16 protein-coding genes are annotated in these 15,649 nt (G+C 63.2%); 11 read left to right on the top strand and 5 right to left on the bottom strand.

What is annotated here, in order from left to right:
- Window positions 1-4: 4 nt before the first annotated feature.
- Window positions 5-319 (bottom strand): hypothetical protein, encoded by a 315-nt coding sequence (locus ACSBOX_RS17425; RefSeq protein ID WP_442543578.1) that lies wholly within the window; start codon window positions 317-319, stop codon window positions 5-7.
- 117 nt (window positions 320-436) lie between these two features.
- Between ACSBOX_RS17425 and ACSBOX_RS17420 the strand changes: the two genes are divergently transcribed.
- From ACSBOX_RS17420 to ACSBOX_RS17370, 11 genes are all read left to right on the top strand, one after another.
- Entirely contained in the window at window positions 437-1,255 is an 819-nt protein-coding gene (locus tag ACSBOX_RS17420; protein WP_442543577.1) for a COG4705 family protein, read from the top strand.
- Window positions 1,256-1,420: 165 nt separating this feature from the next.
- Complete coding sequence (locus ACSBOX_RS17415) at window positions 1,421-2,581, top strand: extracellular solute-binding protein (protein WP_442543576.1); 1,161 nt, start codon at window positions 1,421-1,423, stop codon at window positions 2,579-2,581.
- Window positions 2,578-3,540, top strand: coding sequence for an ABC transporter permease (locus ACSBOX_RS17410; RefSeq protein ID WP_442543575.1), 963 nt, complete (start codon window positions 2,578-2,580; stop codon window positions 3,538-3,540). The genes ACSBOX_RS17415 and ACSBOX_RS17410 overlap by 4 nt, the downstream gene beginning before the upstream one ends.
- Window positions 3,540-4,403 carry an ABC transporter permease gene (locus ACSBOX_RS17405; protein WP_442543574.1) on the top strand — a complete coding sequence of 288 codons (864 nt, stop codon included), beginning with the start codon at window positions 3,540-3,542 and terminating at the stop codon, window positions 4,401-4,403. Before ACSBOX_RS17410 ends, ACSBOX_RS17405 begins: the two co-directional genes overlap by 1 nt.
- Window positions 4,404-4,434: 31 nt before the next feature.
- A complete protein-coding gene (locus ACSBOX_RS17400) occupies window positions 4,435-5,514 on the top strand; it encodes an ABC transporter ATP-binding protein (RefSeq protein WP_442543573.1) in 1,080 nt (359 codons plus the stop codon).
- Window positions 5,511-7,058: an inositol monophosphatase family protein gene (locus ACSBOX_RS17395; RefSeq protein WP_442543572.1), complete on the top strand. Its 1,548-nt coding sequence runs from the start codon at window positions 5,511-5,513 to the stop codon at window positions 7,056-7,058. The genes ACSBOX_RS17400 and ACSBOX_RS17395 overlap by 4 nt, the downstream gene beginning before the upstream one ends.
- On the top strand, window positions 7,045-7,878 hold the full coding sequence (locus tag ACSBOX_RS17390) for a DUF6454 family protein (RefSeq protein ID WP_442543571.1): 834 nt from the start codon (window positions 7,045-7,047) through the stop codon (window positions 7,876-7,878). Before ACSBOX_RS17395 ends, ACSBOX_RS17390 begins: the two co-directional genes overlap by 14 nt.
- Before the next feature lie 56 nt (window positions 7,879-7,934).
- Entirely contained in the window at window positions 7,935-8,111 is a 177-nt protein-coding gene (locus ACSBOX_RS17385) for a hypothetical protein (RefSeq protein WP_442543570.1), read from the top strand.
- Between the two features lie 80 nt (window positions 8,112-8,191).
- Window positions 8,192-9,280 carry a hypothetical protein gene (locus tag ACSBOX_RS17380; RefSeq protein ID WP_442543569.1) on the top strand — a complete coding sequence of 363 codons (1,089 nt, stop codon included), beginning with the start codon at window positions 8,192-8,194 and terminating at the stop codon, window positions 9,278-9,280.
- Between the two features lie 243 nt (window positions 9,281-9,523).
- Window positions 9,524-9,826: a DUF4193 domain-containing protein gene (locus ACSBOX_RS17375; RefSeq protein ID WP_028266109.1), complete on the top strand. Its 303-nt coding sequence runs from the start codon at window positions 9,524-9,526 to the stop codon at window positions 9,824-9,826.
- Between the two features lie 427 nt (window positions 9,827-10,253).
- A complete protein-coding gene (locus tag ACSBOX_RS17370; RefSeq protein ID WP_442543568.1) occupies window positions 10,254-10,799 on the top strand; it encodes an AMIN-like domain-containing (lipo)protein in 546 nt (181 codons plus the stop codon).
- Window positions 10,800-10,861: 62 nt separating this feature from the next.
- Here the strand turns inward: ACSBOX_RS17370 and ACSBOX_RS17365 are convergent, their stop codons facing one another.
- The 4 genes from ACSBOX_RS17365 to flgK all read right to left on the bottom strand — a co-directional run bounded on the left by ACSBOX_RS17365 (window position 10,862) and on the right by flgK (window position 15,624).
- Complete coding sequence (locus tag ACSBOX_RS17365; RefSeq protein ID WP_442543567.1) at window positions 10,862-12,427, bottom strand: APC family permease; 1,566 nt, start codon at window positions 12,425-12,427, stop codon at window positions 10,862-10,864.
- 501 nt (window positions 12,428-12,928) lie between these two features.
- Window positions 12,929-13,315: a flagellar assembly protein FliW gene (locus ACSBOX_RS17360; protein ID WP_442543566.1), complete on the bottom strand. Its 387-nt coding sequence runs from the start codon at window positions 13,313-13,315 to the stop codon at window positions 12,929-12,931.
- Window positions 13,312-14,199 (bottom strand): flagellar hook-associated protein FlgL, encoded by an 888-nt coding sequence (flgL, locus tag ACSBOX_RS17355; protein ID WP_442543565.1) that lies wholly within the window; start codon window positions 14,197-14,199, stop codon window positions 13,312-13,314. Before flgL ends, ACSBOX_RS17360 begins: the two co-directional genes overlap by 4 nt.
- Window positions 14,200-14,202: 3 nt before the next feature.
- Window positions 14,203-15,624 (bottom strand): flagellar hook-associated protein FlgK, encoded by a 1,422-nt coding sequence (gene flgK, locus ACSBOX_RS17350; RefSeq protein ID WP_442543564.1) that lies wholly within the window; start codon window positions 15,622-15,624, stop codon window positions 14,203-14,205.
- Window positions 15,625-15,649: the final 25 nt, after the last annotated feature.

The following is a 15,649-nucleotide window of genomic DNA, read 5'->3' as shown; positions in this document are numbered from 1 at the left end:
TGCTCTACGTCGAGCGCCGGTTGCGCGCCTGGTGCGCCAGCTGGATGAAGCCATAGACGAAGGCTGCCTCGATGAGAATCATCAATCCGAGCCACAGCACCTCGCCCGTGCCGATGAAGTCGATGATCCCGACAAGGACGAGCACGGTTCCAAGGATCAGCGCGTAGACGGCGAAACCCAAGGCCACCCGAGCGCTCCGCACGCCCGTCCGGAAACCAAAACCCAAAGGTTCTCCTCCGGGATAGCCTTGGACGCGATCGTGTCCTGCGGGCTTGAGCCTGTCGAACTCATCCCAAGGATCCTGATCCTGATCGGCCATGACTCCATTATCCCGCGAATGGGGCGGGGTGGCTTGGGGGCTTCGTCGCCGTGTCACGGCGTGGCCACGCGCGTCATACTCGGGAAACGCTCGGGAAAGCCGTGAACAATGGGGGCCATGATGCCCGAAGAACTCACCGCTAGCCCGCGGGCCAAGGACACCGTAGCTGTTGGCGATCAACTGCAAAACGCCGTCTCCCGAGCCTCCGCCTCGAAAGTACCCGAGGTCACCGTCTTGTTCTGGGTAGTGAAGATCCTCACTACCGGGATGGGGGAAACGACCTCCGATTTCCTGGTGCACCGATTCGAACCCGAGATCGCCCTGGGCCTTGGGTTCGCGGCATTGGTGATTTCGCTGGTCCTGCAGTTCCGCGTCCGCCGGTACATCCCCTGGGTGTATTGGACCGCCGTCGCGATGGTCAGCGTGTTCGGGACCATGGCTGCGGACGCCGTCCACGTCGGACTGGGCGTCCCCTATCTGGCGTCGACCCTCTTCTTCACCGTGGCGCTCGCCGTCGTTTTCCTGCTTTGGCACCGGAGCGAGAAGACCCTCTCCATCCACAGCATCACCACCCGCCGTCGGGAGATGTTCTACTGGGCCGCCGTGCTGACCACGTTCGCGCTCGGCACGGCTACCGGGGACCTGACCGCCTACTCACTGGGCCTGGGCTACCTTGCCTCGGGCATCATGTTCGCGGTTGTCATCGCTGTTCCGGCCCTCGCCCATTGGCGTCGCCTGCTGGCGGCGATCCCCGCCTTCTGGTTCGCGTACATCCTGACCCGCCCCTTGGGAGCGTCCTTCTCCGACTGGACCGCTGTTTCCCCTGACCGAGGGGGACTCGACTGGGGCACCGGCCCCGTCAGCCTGGCCCTCGCTGCCGCGATAGCCGTCCTGGTCACGTTCCTGACGATCACTTGGAAACGGGCCCAAAAATAGGGATTTCCGGCTTTTAGGGTTGTTCGTATGTCTTGACATATTTGCGTGAATTCCGTTTCCGGTTCACTGCGGATTCATGGGGGATGACCCGCTCCTTCACCTTGCCCTTGGAAGGTAGTTCCTGCACTTGGGGGACTTTTCGAGAGACAAGATGAAGGAACACCCATGACTAACCGCTTTCTAGCAGCGGCCGCCGTCGCCGTCGTTGCAGCCACCGCTGTGACCGGCTGCGCGCAAAGCAGTACTGCTTCGGCGCAGAACAATGGCGCCAGCGCATCCCCGGACAAGACGATCACGGTGTTCATCAGCGGGGACACCAACGTCCAGAACCTGTGGGAGAAGAGCCTCGTTCCCGCCTTTGAAAAAGCCAACCCCGGCTACAACGTGAAGGTCACGCTCGATCTTCACGGCGAGCACGATGCCCAGACCCTGGCGAAACTGACCAGCGCCACGGAGGAGAACAAAGAACCTGATTTCGACCTCGTGGACGGCGGCTTCGTCTCCAAGGCGTCTGCAGCAAATCTGCTGACCTCTGTGAGCTCGCAGACGATTCCGGCACTGAACGATGTCCCGCAGGATGTCATCAAGGCCGGCGGCACCGGTGGCATCCCGTACCGCGGCTCCGCGGTGCTCCTCGCATATGACACCAAGACTGTTGCCACTCCGCCGAAGACCCTTGACGATCTGCTCGCTTGGATCAAGTCAAACCCGGGCAAGTTCACCTACAACTCGCCCAAGTCGGGAGGGTCCGGTGGCGCATTCGTTGCCACCGTCCTTGACAAGTTCGTTCCCGCCGACGCCCGCGCCAAGATGACGGTGGGCTACGAGAAGGACCTCGAGAAGTACTGGGACCAGGGCTTCGCGACGTTGAAGGACCTCAACTCGTCCGTCTTCCAGAGCGGTGTGTACCCCAACGGCAACCAGCAGACCCTTGACCTGCTCGCCAAGGGACAGATCTCCATGGCCCCGGTGTGGTCTGACCAGTTCATCACCGGCTTGACCAATGGCCAGATCCCGTCCACCGTGAAGGCCACCCAGATCAGCAACCCGTCCTTCACCGGCGGTGCCGCCTACCTCGGCATTCCCAAGTCCTCACCCCGCCAGGAAGCGGCACTGAAGCTTGCCAACTTCGTCCTCTCGCCTGACGCGCAGACCATGATCATCAAGGACATGTCCGGTTTCCCGGCCATCAGCCTGGGCAAACTGCCGGCTGACGTCAAGGACAAGTTCAAGGACGCAGACACCAACAACCTGCGTAAGGGCTACTTCGACCAGATGGGCAAAGACCTGAACAACCTCTGGGACCAGAAGGTTCCCGGCCAGTGACAACCACGCTTCACAAGCCGGCGGAACTGAAACAAACAGTTCCGCCGGCTCGCACCACGCGCCCCAAGCGCCTGGGCCAGCGCGCCGTCGGGTTCTTCATGGCCCTGCCGCCGATCCTGTTGATCGCGATCTTCGTCGGCTTCCCGATCGTGCTCGCCTTCGGCTTCAGCATCGGCCTGACCGGCGGGTTGAACCACACCATCGCCACCATCGGCCAGAACGTGCACGAGGCAGACTCGTGGTGGGGAACGCTGGCGGCATACCAGGAGATGTTCACCAACAAGCGTTTCCTCGGCGACCTTTTGGTCACGGTCATCGTGACGCTGATCAGTACGGCAACGGTCATCTTCCTGGCCTTGTGCATTGGGCTCTACCTCAAGCTCAAGGGCGGTCGAATGGCCCGGCTCCTCTCCGGACTGGCGATCGTGCCGCTCTTCATCCCGGTGGTCATCGCCTCGTGGGCGATCCTGACCTTCTACTCCGGCACGGGTTTCCTACGGAGCGTTTTTGCCCTCTTCGGGCTTGACTTTCCGGTATGGGCTTTCACGATGGTCACGGTCATCATCGGCTCGGTCTGGACGTCCCTGCCGTTCGCGGTGCTCATGGTCTCCTCCGGATTGCAGTCCGTGCCGAACGCCATGATCGAAGCAGCCCGCGACGCCGGTGCCGGCTCCTTGCGCACGATCGTTTCGGTCATCGTTCCGATGGCGGCAGTTCCCATCATCATCGCGACGACGTTTACGGCTATCGGAATTGTTGGATCGTTCACCGTCCCCTACTTCACCGGGCCCAATTCACCGAACATGCTCGGAGTGGACATGTCCAACTACTTCTCTGCATTCAACCAACCCCAGCAGTCCGCGGTCATGGCCTTCACCGTCTTCCTGATTGCCTCCGGAATCGCCGCACTCTATGTGTGGGCGAACTTCCGTTCCGCCAAGGAACAGGGGAAGGTCTGATGGCTGTCTCCACCGGTTCCCCTGCTGTTTCCCGCACCCGCCGGCCGCTCACGCTGGACTCGATTGTCCGCAATGCGCTGGTGGGCCTGTTCGTGGTCCTTATGGTCGTCTTCATCCTTGGCCCCTTGCTCTGGCTGGGCGTCCGCGCTTTCGCCGGCAACTGGACTTTCCCCAACCTCCTTCCCGATGACTGGACGTTGCGCTGGTGGCAGGTTGTCGTCAACGACGGCGCGCTCGGCATCGCGGTGCAGAACTCATTGTTCTTCGCCCCGCTGACGGCGCTCGTGTCTGCGGTCATCTGCTTGCCCGCAGCCTACGCCTTCGCCCGCTTCGATTTCCCCGGCCGCCGCTTCTTCCTGATCAGCCTTTTCGCGACCAACGCCTTTCCCAAGATGGGCTTGTTCGTCACTCTCGCGGCGCTCTTCTACGCGCTAAACCTGATGAACACCGTGCTGGGAATCCTGGTGGTGCACGTGCTGGGCACCGTGGTCTTCATGACTTGGATCCCGGCGGCGGCGTTCGCTGCCGTGCCGCGGAGCCTTGAGGAAGCAGCCCGCGACGCCGGAGCCTCCAAATTGCGCGTGTTCGCTTCCGTGACGCTCCCCATGGCGCTGCCCGGGATTATCGTCGCGGCTGTGATGTCCTTCCTGGCGTCCTTCGACGAAGCACAGGGCACGTACTTGGTGGGTGCACCGGCCTTCATGACCATGCCCACACAGATGTACAGCCTGGTGCTGAACTACCCCACCCAGGTGGCTGCCGTCTTCTCGATCCTGCTGGCCATCCCCTCCGTGGCCCTCATGCTCGCGGCGCACAAGCACATCCTCGGCGGCCAGCTCGCCGAAGGCTTCCAGATCAAATAGCGCCCCGCGCTCAATGTCAGACAGAGAACCCATGACAATCCATGAACCATTGACCGAACCGCCCGCCAGCCCCACGAAGCCGGGCACACCGGCGTCGGGCGGTGGCCTGGCCGTCCGCGGCCTCCACAAGATCCTCGGCGGACGCACCATCATCGACAACCTCGATCTCTCGGTCAAGGAGGGCGAACTGGTGTCCTTGCTGGGGCCCTCCGGCTGCGGCAAGACGACCACGCTGCGCATGATCGCCGGCTTCCTGGAACCGGACTCCGGCTCCATCGAGGTGGAAGGCCAAGAGGTGTCGCACCTCGGCGCGGAGAACCGCCCCAGCGCGATGGTGTTCCAAAACTACGCGCTGTGGCCCCACATGACCGTGGCCAAAAACGTCGGCTTCCCGCTGAAGCTCCGCAAAATGTCCAAGACGGAAATCAAGGACAGGGTGGAAGCCGTCCTGGAGTTGGTCAGTCTTTTGCACCACAAGGATTCCAAACCCAGCCGCATTTCCGGCGGAGAGCAGCAACGCGTGGCTCTTGCCAGGGCGCTCGTGCAGGAGCCGAAGCTCTTGCTCCTCGATGAACCCTTGAGCAACCTGGACGCGAAACTGCGGGTCAAAGTGCGCGAAGACATCCGCAAGATCCAGCAGGAACTGGGCATCACCACGGTCGTCGTCACCCACGACCAGGAAGAGGCGATGTCCATGTCGGACCGCATTGCCGTCATGAATGTGGGCCGGATCGAGCAGTACAGCACCCCGGAAGCGCTCTATGCCCGCCCGGAAACCGAGTTTGTTGCCACCTTTATCGGCAGCATGAACCGCCTGGAAGGCTCGCTGAACAACGGACTCATCACCGCGGGCCCGGACATTCTGGGGATCCGACCCGAGGACGTCATCCTGGCAGACGCGCCCTTCGCGGGTGCGGTCCCGGCGACCGTCGAGAGGGTGGTCCCGCGCGGACATTTCCAGGAAGTGTACGTTCGCAGGGCCGACGCCCGGCTCCGCAGCTTTGTCAGCGGCGAGCTCATGCAGCCCGGCCAACAGACGTATGCGGGGATCCGCAAGGCCATGACCTTCCGGGACGGACGCCTCGTAGCAGAGGCAGGTGCCGCAGTTTGAGCGACGCCATCGACACCAAAAGGACCCGGGCCACGGCCCACCGGGGTGACTCCAGCAAACACCTCGAGAACACCCTGCCCGCCATCGCCTCGGCCATCGACTCCGGTGCGGACCTCGTGGAAGTGGACGTCAGGGTAACGAAAGACGGGCAGGTGATCCTGCTCCACGATGCCTCCCTGCTCAGGATCTGGAGCCTCGACGCCGACGCCGCAGACGTCGACTATGCCCGCATCAGGCAACTGGGCGCCGGAGAGGAACGGATTCCCCTGCTTTCCGAAGCCCTCGAACTCTTCCGCGGCAGCCCGTCAACCTTGCTCATCGACATGGACGAGCCCGGACCCGCGGCAGCGACTGCCGCCGTCGTACGCGAAAGCGGGATCGACGTGGCGTGGTGTGGGAACCTCGACGGAATGAGGATCATCCGCGCCTTCGACCAGGACGCCCGGATCTGGCTGCCCTGGAGCAAGAGGACCGCACCGCCGGAAGAGCTGCTGGCCGAACTAAATCCGGAGTTCGTCAATTCCGAGCACGTGGTCCTCAGCAAGGACATGGTGGAACAGATCCACGCTGCGGGAGCCAAGGTTGCGTGCTGGACCGTGGATAACCTGGAAACGATGCGCTGGGCATTGGGACTCGGGGTGGATTCGATCACGAGCAACCAGCTGGACCTGTTGCAAAGCGCCATCGCCGAAGACCCGCAGGCATGGGCCTCGGCCCAGCCTCCCGGGGGACTTGCCGGGGACGAGGTCCTTGAGTCCCGGAAAGTCGCGTTGGAGCTGGCCGAATGGGCCGTCGGGTACATGCGCGACGCAGATCGCGGCCAGGTCTCGACCAAGGCGCACCCTGCCGACCTGGTCACGGAAGTCGATGTCGCCGTCGAGCGCCACGTCCGTGAGGTGATTGCCGCCCGCCTTCCCGGCCACACGGTGGTTGGCGAGGAAATGGGCGGAGTCGCGGTGCCCGGCGCACCATGTTGGTACCTTGACCCCGTCGACGGGACCACCAATTACGTGAACCGGATTCTGTGGACGGCGTTCTCGCTTGCCTTGGCTGTGGACCGCAGGCCAGCTGTCGCCGTCGTCGTTGATCCCTGGCGAGGCGAGATTTTCGAGGGGTGGTCCGGTCACGGTGCCTGGCTGAACGGAACACCGCTATCACTGGCTCCCGCGGAGAGCTCGACGGCGGCCCTGGCCGGAACCGTGGTGGCGACCGAACTCGCGGGACACTTGCCTTGGCCCGGGATGCTGGAACTGCTCGCGGCGCTGGGTGAGCGGCACAGCATCATGCGGATCATGGGTTCGGCAACCATGACGGTGGTAGGCGTAGCTGCCGGTCGTGGTGCGGGGGCGATCATCGGGAGTTTCAGCCCGATCGACCACTTGGCGGCGACGCTTATTGTTCAGGAGGCCGGAGGCGTCGTCCTCAATTCCGAGGGTGAGATGGACACGTTCCCGGAACAGGGCGGGGTCCTTGCCGCCCGTCCGGAATACGCTGCCGAGCTTTACGAACTGTGGAGGCAGGCGCATGCCGATGCGGGAGACTGAGCTCCTCTCCGCTCTCGACCGGCGGAGCCGCTTCGAACTGCTCGGGGAGATCCGGCTCGACTTTCCGACCCACCACCCGCAGGGCATGGCGTTCGCCAAGGGGCTGACGTTCTTGTCCTCCGTTGAGATCCTCGATGCGCCGCGCCCCGCGGTGGATCCCGCACTGCGCACTCCCGGGCGGGGGATCGGGCACGTGTTCGTCCTCGGACCGGACGGCAGGCTCCTACGCGATATTCCTGTGGGCGAGGACGCCGCGTATCACCCCGGTGGTATCGATTTCGACGGCGACCACGTGTGGGTTTCCGTCGCCGAGTACCGGGCCGCCAGCAGAAGCATCGTCTATACGATCGATCCGGACACCTTCGAGGTTAGCGAGCGGTTCCGTGTGGAGGACCATATCGGTTGGATCCTCCGTGATCCCGGACTGGACGTGGTGTTCGGCGGAAGCTGGGGTTCCCGGCAGCTCTACACCTGGGACACGGGCGGCCGATTGGTGGATCAGTGGGAGAACCCCGGGCACTTCGTCGACTACCAGGATGCCCAACTCCTGGGTCCGGGACTCTTGCTGTGCAGCGGGATTTCCCTCTTGCCGCAGGCCGATGGCGGTGTCCTTGAACTCGGAGGACTGGCGCTGGTGGAACCGGTTCGGCGAAGAATCAGCCGGGACGTGCCCATCAGCGTGTTCAGCGGCGCCGGCCACGTCATCACCCGCAACCCTGTCACCGTCACCTCGGATGAATCCGGACTGCTGATGCACGCCGCTCCGGATGACGGCCACGACGACGGCGGCACGCGGATACTGAGCTACAGAATCATTTAACACAGCCGTGACAGGGCGGAAACGGGTCCTGAACGGGGTCTCGATATCGTGGCCGCATGATCGTCTCCATCATGTCCAAGGTGAGCGCCTGGATCGAAGCTGCCTACTTCTACGACGCCGCCGAGCTGGGGGCCTCCGGAGCTACTGAAGCCACCCGTTATGGCTGGCTCCCGGCCCTCAGCGGTGTGGCCATTGCGGATGCGCAGGCCAGGAAAATGCGTGCTGGGGAGTAGCGCAATGAAGTCGCTTGTGTGCTGAAATAGCTCAGAACCAACAAGCGGCACCTACTCCTTCGATATCCGATGAGGCTTTGATGGAATCTGTTCAGGTATACACCAAAGCCATCCTTAGGTCGTGGGTGGATGTTCCGATCCTTCGGACATATTTTGAATCGGATCTTCCCGAACCCGAGGCGGTAGCACTTCTCGAACGGGTTCTTGCCGCGATGGACCTGCCGGCTGCCGGGGCGGGCCAGGGCGGTGTCGCTCCATACCCTTTGGGGCCCATCGTTGCCATCCACCGTGCGGACTCGACGGCAAGAGCGAGATCCCTTCTGGAAGCTTTGACAGCCGGTATCGAGGCCGAAGGTGCAACCGGAGCCCTCCGGGCTCTTCCGCGGGAGCACCGGATTGTCGGTCATCCCGGGATGGACATGTCTGGGCTTGCAGCCGGGGTGCGCTTGATCGGCGAAAGAGACCCCGAAGCAATCAACCGACTGATTGTGCCTGCTGAACTGATGGATGCCCTGATTGACGTGGCCCTCGAATGGTGCCAGCTACCTTCAGGTACCCATTACGTGAGCACGGCCTGGTCCCACGTGAAATGCACAGCCGACCAGCGCAAAGCCGTACTCAAAACCGGGTGGGACCCCTACGCGTCGAGTTCCCTTGCCTGCGTCAACGGGCCTGACGAAATCAGGATTGTTGCATTCGAAGCGTGGGGGACCGTCCAGTTTGGCCGCCTTGATCCGGATCGTCGCTGGGAACCCGCGGTGGCCGATCTGGCCGAGCTGCTGGCGTCTTTGGCTGATCAGATCGAGTACGGGTGCGTTAAGAGGGCAAGGCTTGGGGATGGATCGTGGCAAGTATTCCAGGACTATGACTGGCCCGAGCGACAGCACCTCAGCGATTCCCAATTCGCAACAATCTTTCTGCCGAGGCAGGTACCGGATGCATACGGTGTCCAGGTCCTTGGCCCCGGACACCAACTGCCGGAGCCCCTCGCACCGATCTGGACAGCGCAACAGGTAGGGACGGGCTCGACGCTCTTGCAGCACCGGGATCTTCCGTCCTGGTTTGAAGATCCGTTTCCCGACCCGGACACTCTCGACGAGGCCCGTAAATCCCTTGGGCCTCTCCTGATAACCACCGAGCAGGTGTTTGCCGCCCGGGGCCTGAAGTAGGGATTTGCGCGGATTGTTGGCCATTATTTCGGAGCCGCGGGACTGGATTGGACGCCCGTCAACGCTCAGATTTGTGCGCCGTTCCAGGGCCGGGGAGTAGCAAAAACCCCGGGATTCCGGGGTTCTTACGTGGCCAAATGTCTTGTTGGACACACTATTCGTTGATGGCGTGTACTATGCCCTAAACTGCTTCACTGAGGTGCCTGAAATGGCACTATGCAGCAACGAAAGTGAACCACAACAATGGCTACCGATTACGACGCCCCACGCAAGACCGAAGAAGAGTCTCCCGCCGAATCGCTCGAGGCCCTTCAGGCATCGCGCGGCTCCGGTGCCCAGACTGCTGTCATCGACGTCGACGAGAACGACACAGCCGAGGGCATTGACCTTCCGGGCGCGGATCTGTCCGGCGAAGAACTGACCGTCATCGTTGTCCCGGAGCAGTCCGATGAATTTACGTGTTCATCGTGCTTCCTGGTCCGTCACCGGTCGCAGATTGCGTTGGAAAAGAACGGCCTCAAGTACTGCCGCGACTGCGAAGGCTAAAGCAGCCCCGCACGACTGGAATCCCAGCAACACCAACCAGCCGAGTGGGGCTTTTGCATGTCACGCACAGCAGACTTTTGGCAGATCTTGCCCGCGAGAATGCCGGAATCCCGGGGTTTGGCAGGCTGCAGACCCCCAAAAAACTGCCGTGCGTGACGCTGGCCACCGGCCCGCGCGCCCGCACCGAGCGACCCCGCAGCGGTAACCCATCCGGCGTCGTTATCCGTGATAACGAACAGGGGCGCGAAACGGCGCTGAATCCCCGGAAAGACGCGGAACCCAGGCTGCACGATCACCTCCCCGTGACCCTTCGTGAGCTCCACTAACAGTTGGGCGCCGAAGCGGAAACGAACCCTCCGAAAGGTCCCGGACGCTCCTACGCTTTGAGGTATCGGATCGCTCAATGATCTAAGGGGAGTGGATCCCGGTGAGAAGGTTTCACGCATGGTTGGCAACAGTGTTAGTGGCCGTCGGGCTTGGCCTCGTGGCTCCAGGAGCAGCATCCGGCGCTCCGTACTGCGGGATCGCGTGGGGATCGCTAGCGAAGTCCAACCCGGCGCTGGCCCAGGCACAAGTGGTCAATGTCAGGACGGGCCCCCAACCATGCTTTGACCGCCTGGTGATCGACCTCAACGGCGCCGTTGCCGGCTATTCAATCCGTTACGTTCCACAGGTACTGCAGGACGGCTCGGGACTTCCCGTTGAGCTGAGAGGCAATGCGTTCCTCCAAATCACTGTCAACGCACCGGCGTACTCCGCCAGCGGCAATGCCACGTACGCCCCCGCCGACAAGAACGAACTGACGAACGTATCAAGCGACAAGACCTTCCGGCAGGTGGCCTTCGCGGGCAGCTTTGAGGGATACACCAGCGTCGGCCTGGGTCTGCGCGCGCGTCTCCCGTTCAGGGTCGTCACGCTGGCCGGTCCGGGAACGGGATCGCGTCTGGTAATCGACGTCGCCCACATGTGGTGAAGCAATCATGAAAGAAGCCCTGTCCCGGGTGATTCCGGAACAGGGCTTCTGGCGCTGGAGGGTTACTCAGGTACTACGAGCGCCGGAGTGTCCTTGCGGAGGGTTTCGCCGCGGAAGAAGCCGGGCCGGACGCGGGCCATGATCACCATGACCACCGCTCCGAGGACCAGGATGCCCACGCCGATGATGAAAACGAGGCCGACGCCGAAGATCTCGGAACCGCTGCCGAACGACGGGGACCAGCTGTCCACTGCAGTCTGAATGAAGACGAGGGTCAGGACCACGCCTCCGACCACCGGGAAGAGCAGGCGCATGAAGAAGTTGCGGACGCTGCTGAACACGCTGTGCCGGAAGTACCAAGCGCAGGCAAAGGCGGTCATTCCGTAGTAGAAGCAGATCATCAAGCCCAAGGCCAGGATGGTGTCGTTGAGGACGTTCTCGCTGACCACCTTCATGATGGCGTAGAACCCGCCGGAGATGGCGCCGGCCATGATGGTTGCGAATCCGGGGGAACCGAAGCGCTTGCTCACGGTGGAGAACTTCTGCGGGAGGGCGCCGTAGTGACCCATGGCGAGCAGGCTTCGGGCGGGGGAGGCCATGGTGGACTGCAGGGACGACGCTGTGCCTGCGAGTACGGCCAAAGACATCAGGATGGCCAAGGGGCCCATCACGGGTGAAGCGAGTGCGGCGAAGATGTTGGATTGGTTGTCCGGGTTGTTGAGCCCGATGCCGTCGCCACCAACGCCAGCCACCATCATGGTCGCGACGATCACGGCGACGTAGAGTCCCAACACGGCGATCGCCGTCGTGGTGCCTGCTTTGCCGGCAGTGCCTTTGCCGCCCTTGGTCTCTTCGTTGACCGTCAGGCAGACGTCCCAGCCCCAGTAGACGAAGACCGCCAGGGACATGCCGGCAGCGAATTGCTCAAAGCTGCTGATCTTCGTGGGGTCGAACCAGTCCCAACTGAAAGCAATGGCTGTGGGGGTGTCACCGGAGGCGGCGTGGGTGAGTGCCATGACGACGAAGACGCCCAACACCACAACCTGGAAGCCCACCATGGCGTACTGCACCAGTTTGGTCGCGTGCAGGCCCCGGTAGCTGACCCAGACGGCCAGTGCGACGAAAGCCAGGCACGTGGCGATGTTCAAGGCTTTGTTGGTGGTGAGGTCGGCAAGATCGGGATTGCCGAACACCTGGGCGAGGAAGAGGTAGAAGAAGTCCACCGCGACGCCTGCCAAGTTGGACAGGACGATGATGTTCGCCGCGAGCAGTCCCCAACCGCCCATCCAGCCAATGAACGGGCCGAATGCCTTGGTGGCCCACGTGAAGGTGGTGCCGCTGTCCGGGGAGTCAGCGTTGAGCTCCCGGTATGCGAACGCCACGAGGATCATCGGGATGAAGGCGACGATGAAGATCGCGGGCAATTGCAGGCCCACTGCGTTGACCGCCGGGCCCAGCGAGCTGGTCAAGCTGTAGGCGGGTGCCACGGAGGAAATACCGAGGACGACGACGGCGAGGAGCCCCAGCTGCCCCGTCTTGAGTCCTTTGCCGCTGATGCCGTGTTCGGTGCCGGCGGGATCGTGGGCCTCCACGGTTTTCCTTGCGCTTGGGCGGGTTATTTGAGTCATGTGCTTGGCTCTTTCTAGATGGGCCGAAGATTGTTGCTGGGTGATGCAGTGAAAGCCGTCTGTGGGGTCATCGAAGCTGATGGCGGGCGGGAGAGGTTGGGGCGCCCGGGTAAGTGGTGTGGATCATGATGGCTGTTCTCCGGTGAGACGGGAGTCACTAAATGAATGACGTTCATTTAGTATGAACGCGGAGAAGCCTTGGCGCAAGTGGTTTGCCGAAACAATTTGGTTTGGGAGTGGATCAGGTGAGCGGGCGTTTGCCGGAAATGGCCCATAGGTGAGCGGGCGTTTGCCGGAAATGGCCCAAAGGTGAGCGGGCGTCGTGGAGGGCCGACGGGTCGAGAGAGCCGCGATCCCGGGGCGCAAGAAGGGACGCTCGCTCACGTATACGGCCAAAAGCGCAGACGCCCGCTCAGATCATGTGAGCGGGCGTTTGCTGGAAAGGGCCTTTAGGTGAGCGGGCGTTTGCCGGGAGGGGCCTAAAGGTGAGCGGGCGTTTGCTTAGGCGCCCAGCTCGGCCCGGAGGGGGTATTCCTTGCTGTCCAGGAGAAGCTGCGTGCAGCGTCCGGTTTCCGGGTTCAGCACGATGGGGGCCGCGAGATTGACCGTTGTCTTTTCCGGAGTCGGGTTGACCACGACCAGGGTGGTTGCCAGCTCGGCCCGGTCCAGGCCGAGGTCCTCCAGCGTCGTGCGGGGGATGGCGGGCGCGTAGTCCGGAAGATAGACGGCGGCTTCGGCCAGGAACATCCGGATGCGCGGACTGGCCGATTCCATCGCGTAGAGCCCGGGGGCGCCGTCGATTCCCCGCAAGGCGAAGCCGTCAGTGGCTTCGAGCCCCGGCATGGGCGCGGTGAAGCTCAACTCCCGGGAAGCCTGTGCCGTGCTCATTTCAGGAAATCCATGAGCGTGGGCTGCAGGGTCTTGGCAGTGACCGCGAGGGCTACCTGGTAGTTGGTTTCCTGCAGCTTCAAGTCCATGACTGCCTTTCCTATGTCTGCGTCTTCAATGCCGGAGCGCTGGACCTCAAGCGAGGCCTTCAGCCCGTCCACGGAGTTCTGCGAGCTCATCAGCTTCGTCTGCCGCGCTCCGACGTCTGCCCGTCCGCTGATGACTGTTTTGATGCTGTCGCCGAGCGCCGTCAAACGGCTGCTGACGTCGGCACCGGAGCGGATGTCGGCGACGACGTTGCTCACCAGAGCGAAGACCGAGGCGGCGCCGCTCCCGAAGATCGCACCGCCGTCGGCGTCTACGCGCACCGTCTGGTTTGCATCGACACGCCGCTGCACCGAACTGCCCGGCGTTCCGTTGAAGACGGGTGGCGTGTCATTGCTGAAGGCGCCCGCTGAATCGGAGCTTCCCGCGAAGATATTGCGGCCGAGGTACTGGGTGTTCGCCTGGGCGAGGAGGTCCTTGTTGAGGCCTTCGATTTCGACGGCGATCGCCTCCTTTGCGGTGCTGTTAAGGGAACCGTTCGAAGCCTGCAGGGTGAGGTCACGGACCTGGTTGAGGATGTTGGTGGCCTGGCCGAGGGCCGAATCGGCTGTGGACAGCCAGCCATTGCCGTCGTTGATGTTGTTCGAATACTGTCCCGCGGCGCTGATCTGTCCCCGCACCGCCAGGGAATTCGCCAAGCCCGTTGGGTCGTCGGAGGGCCGCGTGATGTTGGTGAGGTTGCTCGCTTTGTCTTGGAGGGCGGCGAGCTTGGCCGAACCCGCCTGGAGATTCAGCTGCGCGGCGGCGGCCATCGTCTGGGTGGTGACTCTGTTGAGCATGGCTTACCTTCCCACCAATCCGGTGTGGTTGATCAGGACATCGAGGGTCTCGTCCACCGCAGTCATTGCCCGGGCGGCCGCCTGGTAGGCGTGTTGGTTGGTGAGGAGGCTGATGTTCTCCTCGTCGAGGCTCACGGAGGCACCTGAGGAACGCTGCCCGACGGCGGCAGCGCTCGCCGCGTCGGCGAGCTGCTGGTGCTGCTGTGCCGAACGCGAGGTTGTGCCGATTCCCGTGACGATTCCGGACCACAGAACGTCGGGGGAGCCCTGACCGGTGCCGATTTGGGCCACCGCGTCCGCGATACTGCCGTCGAGGGCGCCGGAGCCGGGGCTGCCGGTGGCGATTCCTGCGGCGCTGGTCGGGACGACGCTGAGGGACAACGCAGCCGGAGCGCCGGGGTTGGTCGCGAAGAAGTCGAGGTTGGTGGCACCTGTGGTGGACTGCCCTGTGCGGTGCACGGCGTTGACGTCGTTCATGAGTTTGGTGGCGAAGGCGTTGTAGGACGCGGCGGCTTCGGCGATGGCCCCGCCGGTACCTCCTGCTGCGGCCGGTGCGAGGAGGGAGACCGCGCCGGCGAGCTTTCCGCCGTCGAGGGGTACCGCGACACCGGGGCGGTCCGCCCACTCCAACTGGACTGGCGAACCGGCAGCGCCCATGCTTGTTTGGCCAGCCAGCGCGAGGTCGCGGTGTGAGGTGCCGGAGACGATGGCGTTCCCTCCGACGAAAACATCCACCGTGCCGTCAGCGTTGTCCCGGACGGTGCCTCCGGCCAAGGACGAGATGGTCTCGGTCACCTGGTTGCGGGCATCAATGAGTTCGTTGGCGGAGCCGCCCGAGGCCGTCACGGAGCGGATGGTCGCGTTGAAGTTGGCGACTTGTGCGGCGGCAGCGTTCAAGGTGGTGACCGTGCTTTGGGCTTCGCCTCGGACCTGTGTCCACTGCGCGTCCAACGCCTTGTAGCCATTTGAAACAGTATTGGCCAGGGTTGTGCCGGCCTGAAGCAGGATGCCGGCAGGCGCGGCCTGTCCCGGGCTGTTGGAGATGCCTTGCCAAGAGGACCAGAAAGTCTGCAGCGCGGTGGATATCCCAGAGGGCCCAGGTTCCTGGAGGGTCCCCTCGATGCTTTGGAGCTCGGTGGAACGGTATCCGGCGTAGCCGGCCTGGGCAGCCGTGGAACGAACCCCGGCGTCGAGGAAGCTATTGCCCAGGCGGGAGATTCCATCGACGGATACGCCTTGGCCCGGCTGGACCCCGGCCGCGACAAGGCCCGTCCGGACCGGCGCGCTGAGGGCTGATTGTTCGATGCGTTGCCTTGTGTAGCCGTCCGTGCCGGCGTTGGCGATGTTCTGCCCCGCCAGGTTGATCGCCTGCTGCGCTGCGGTGAGGCCCAAGTAGGCCGTATTGAGTCCGCCGAATGTGCTCACTGCTTTGTCCTTTGGGTGATCCGGA

Source organism: Arthrobacter sp. KN11-1C (genome assembly GCF_052180225.1).
Classification (GTDB): domain Bacteria; phylum Actinomycetota; class Actinomycetes; order Actinomycetales; family Micrococcaceae; genus Arthrobacter.
Note: the sequence above shows the minus strand (reverse complement) of the source record. Positions and strands in the feature narration are given on the sequence as shown.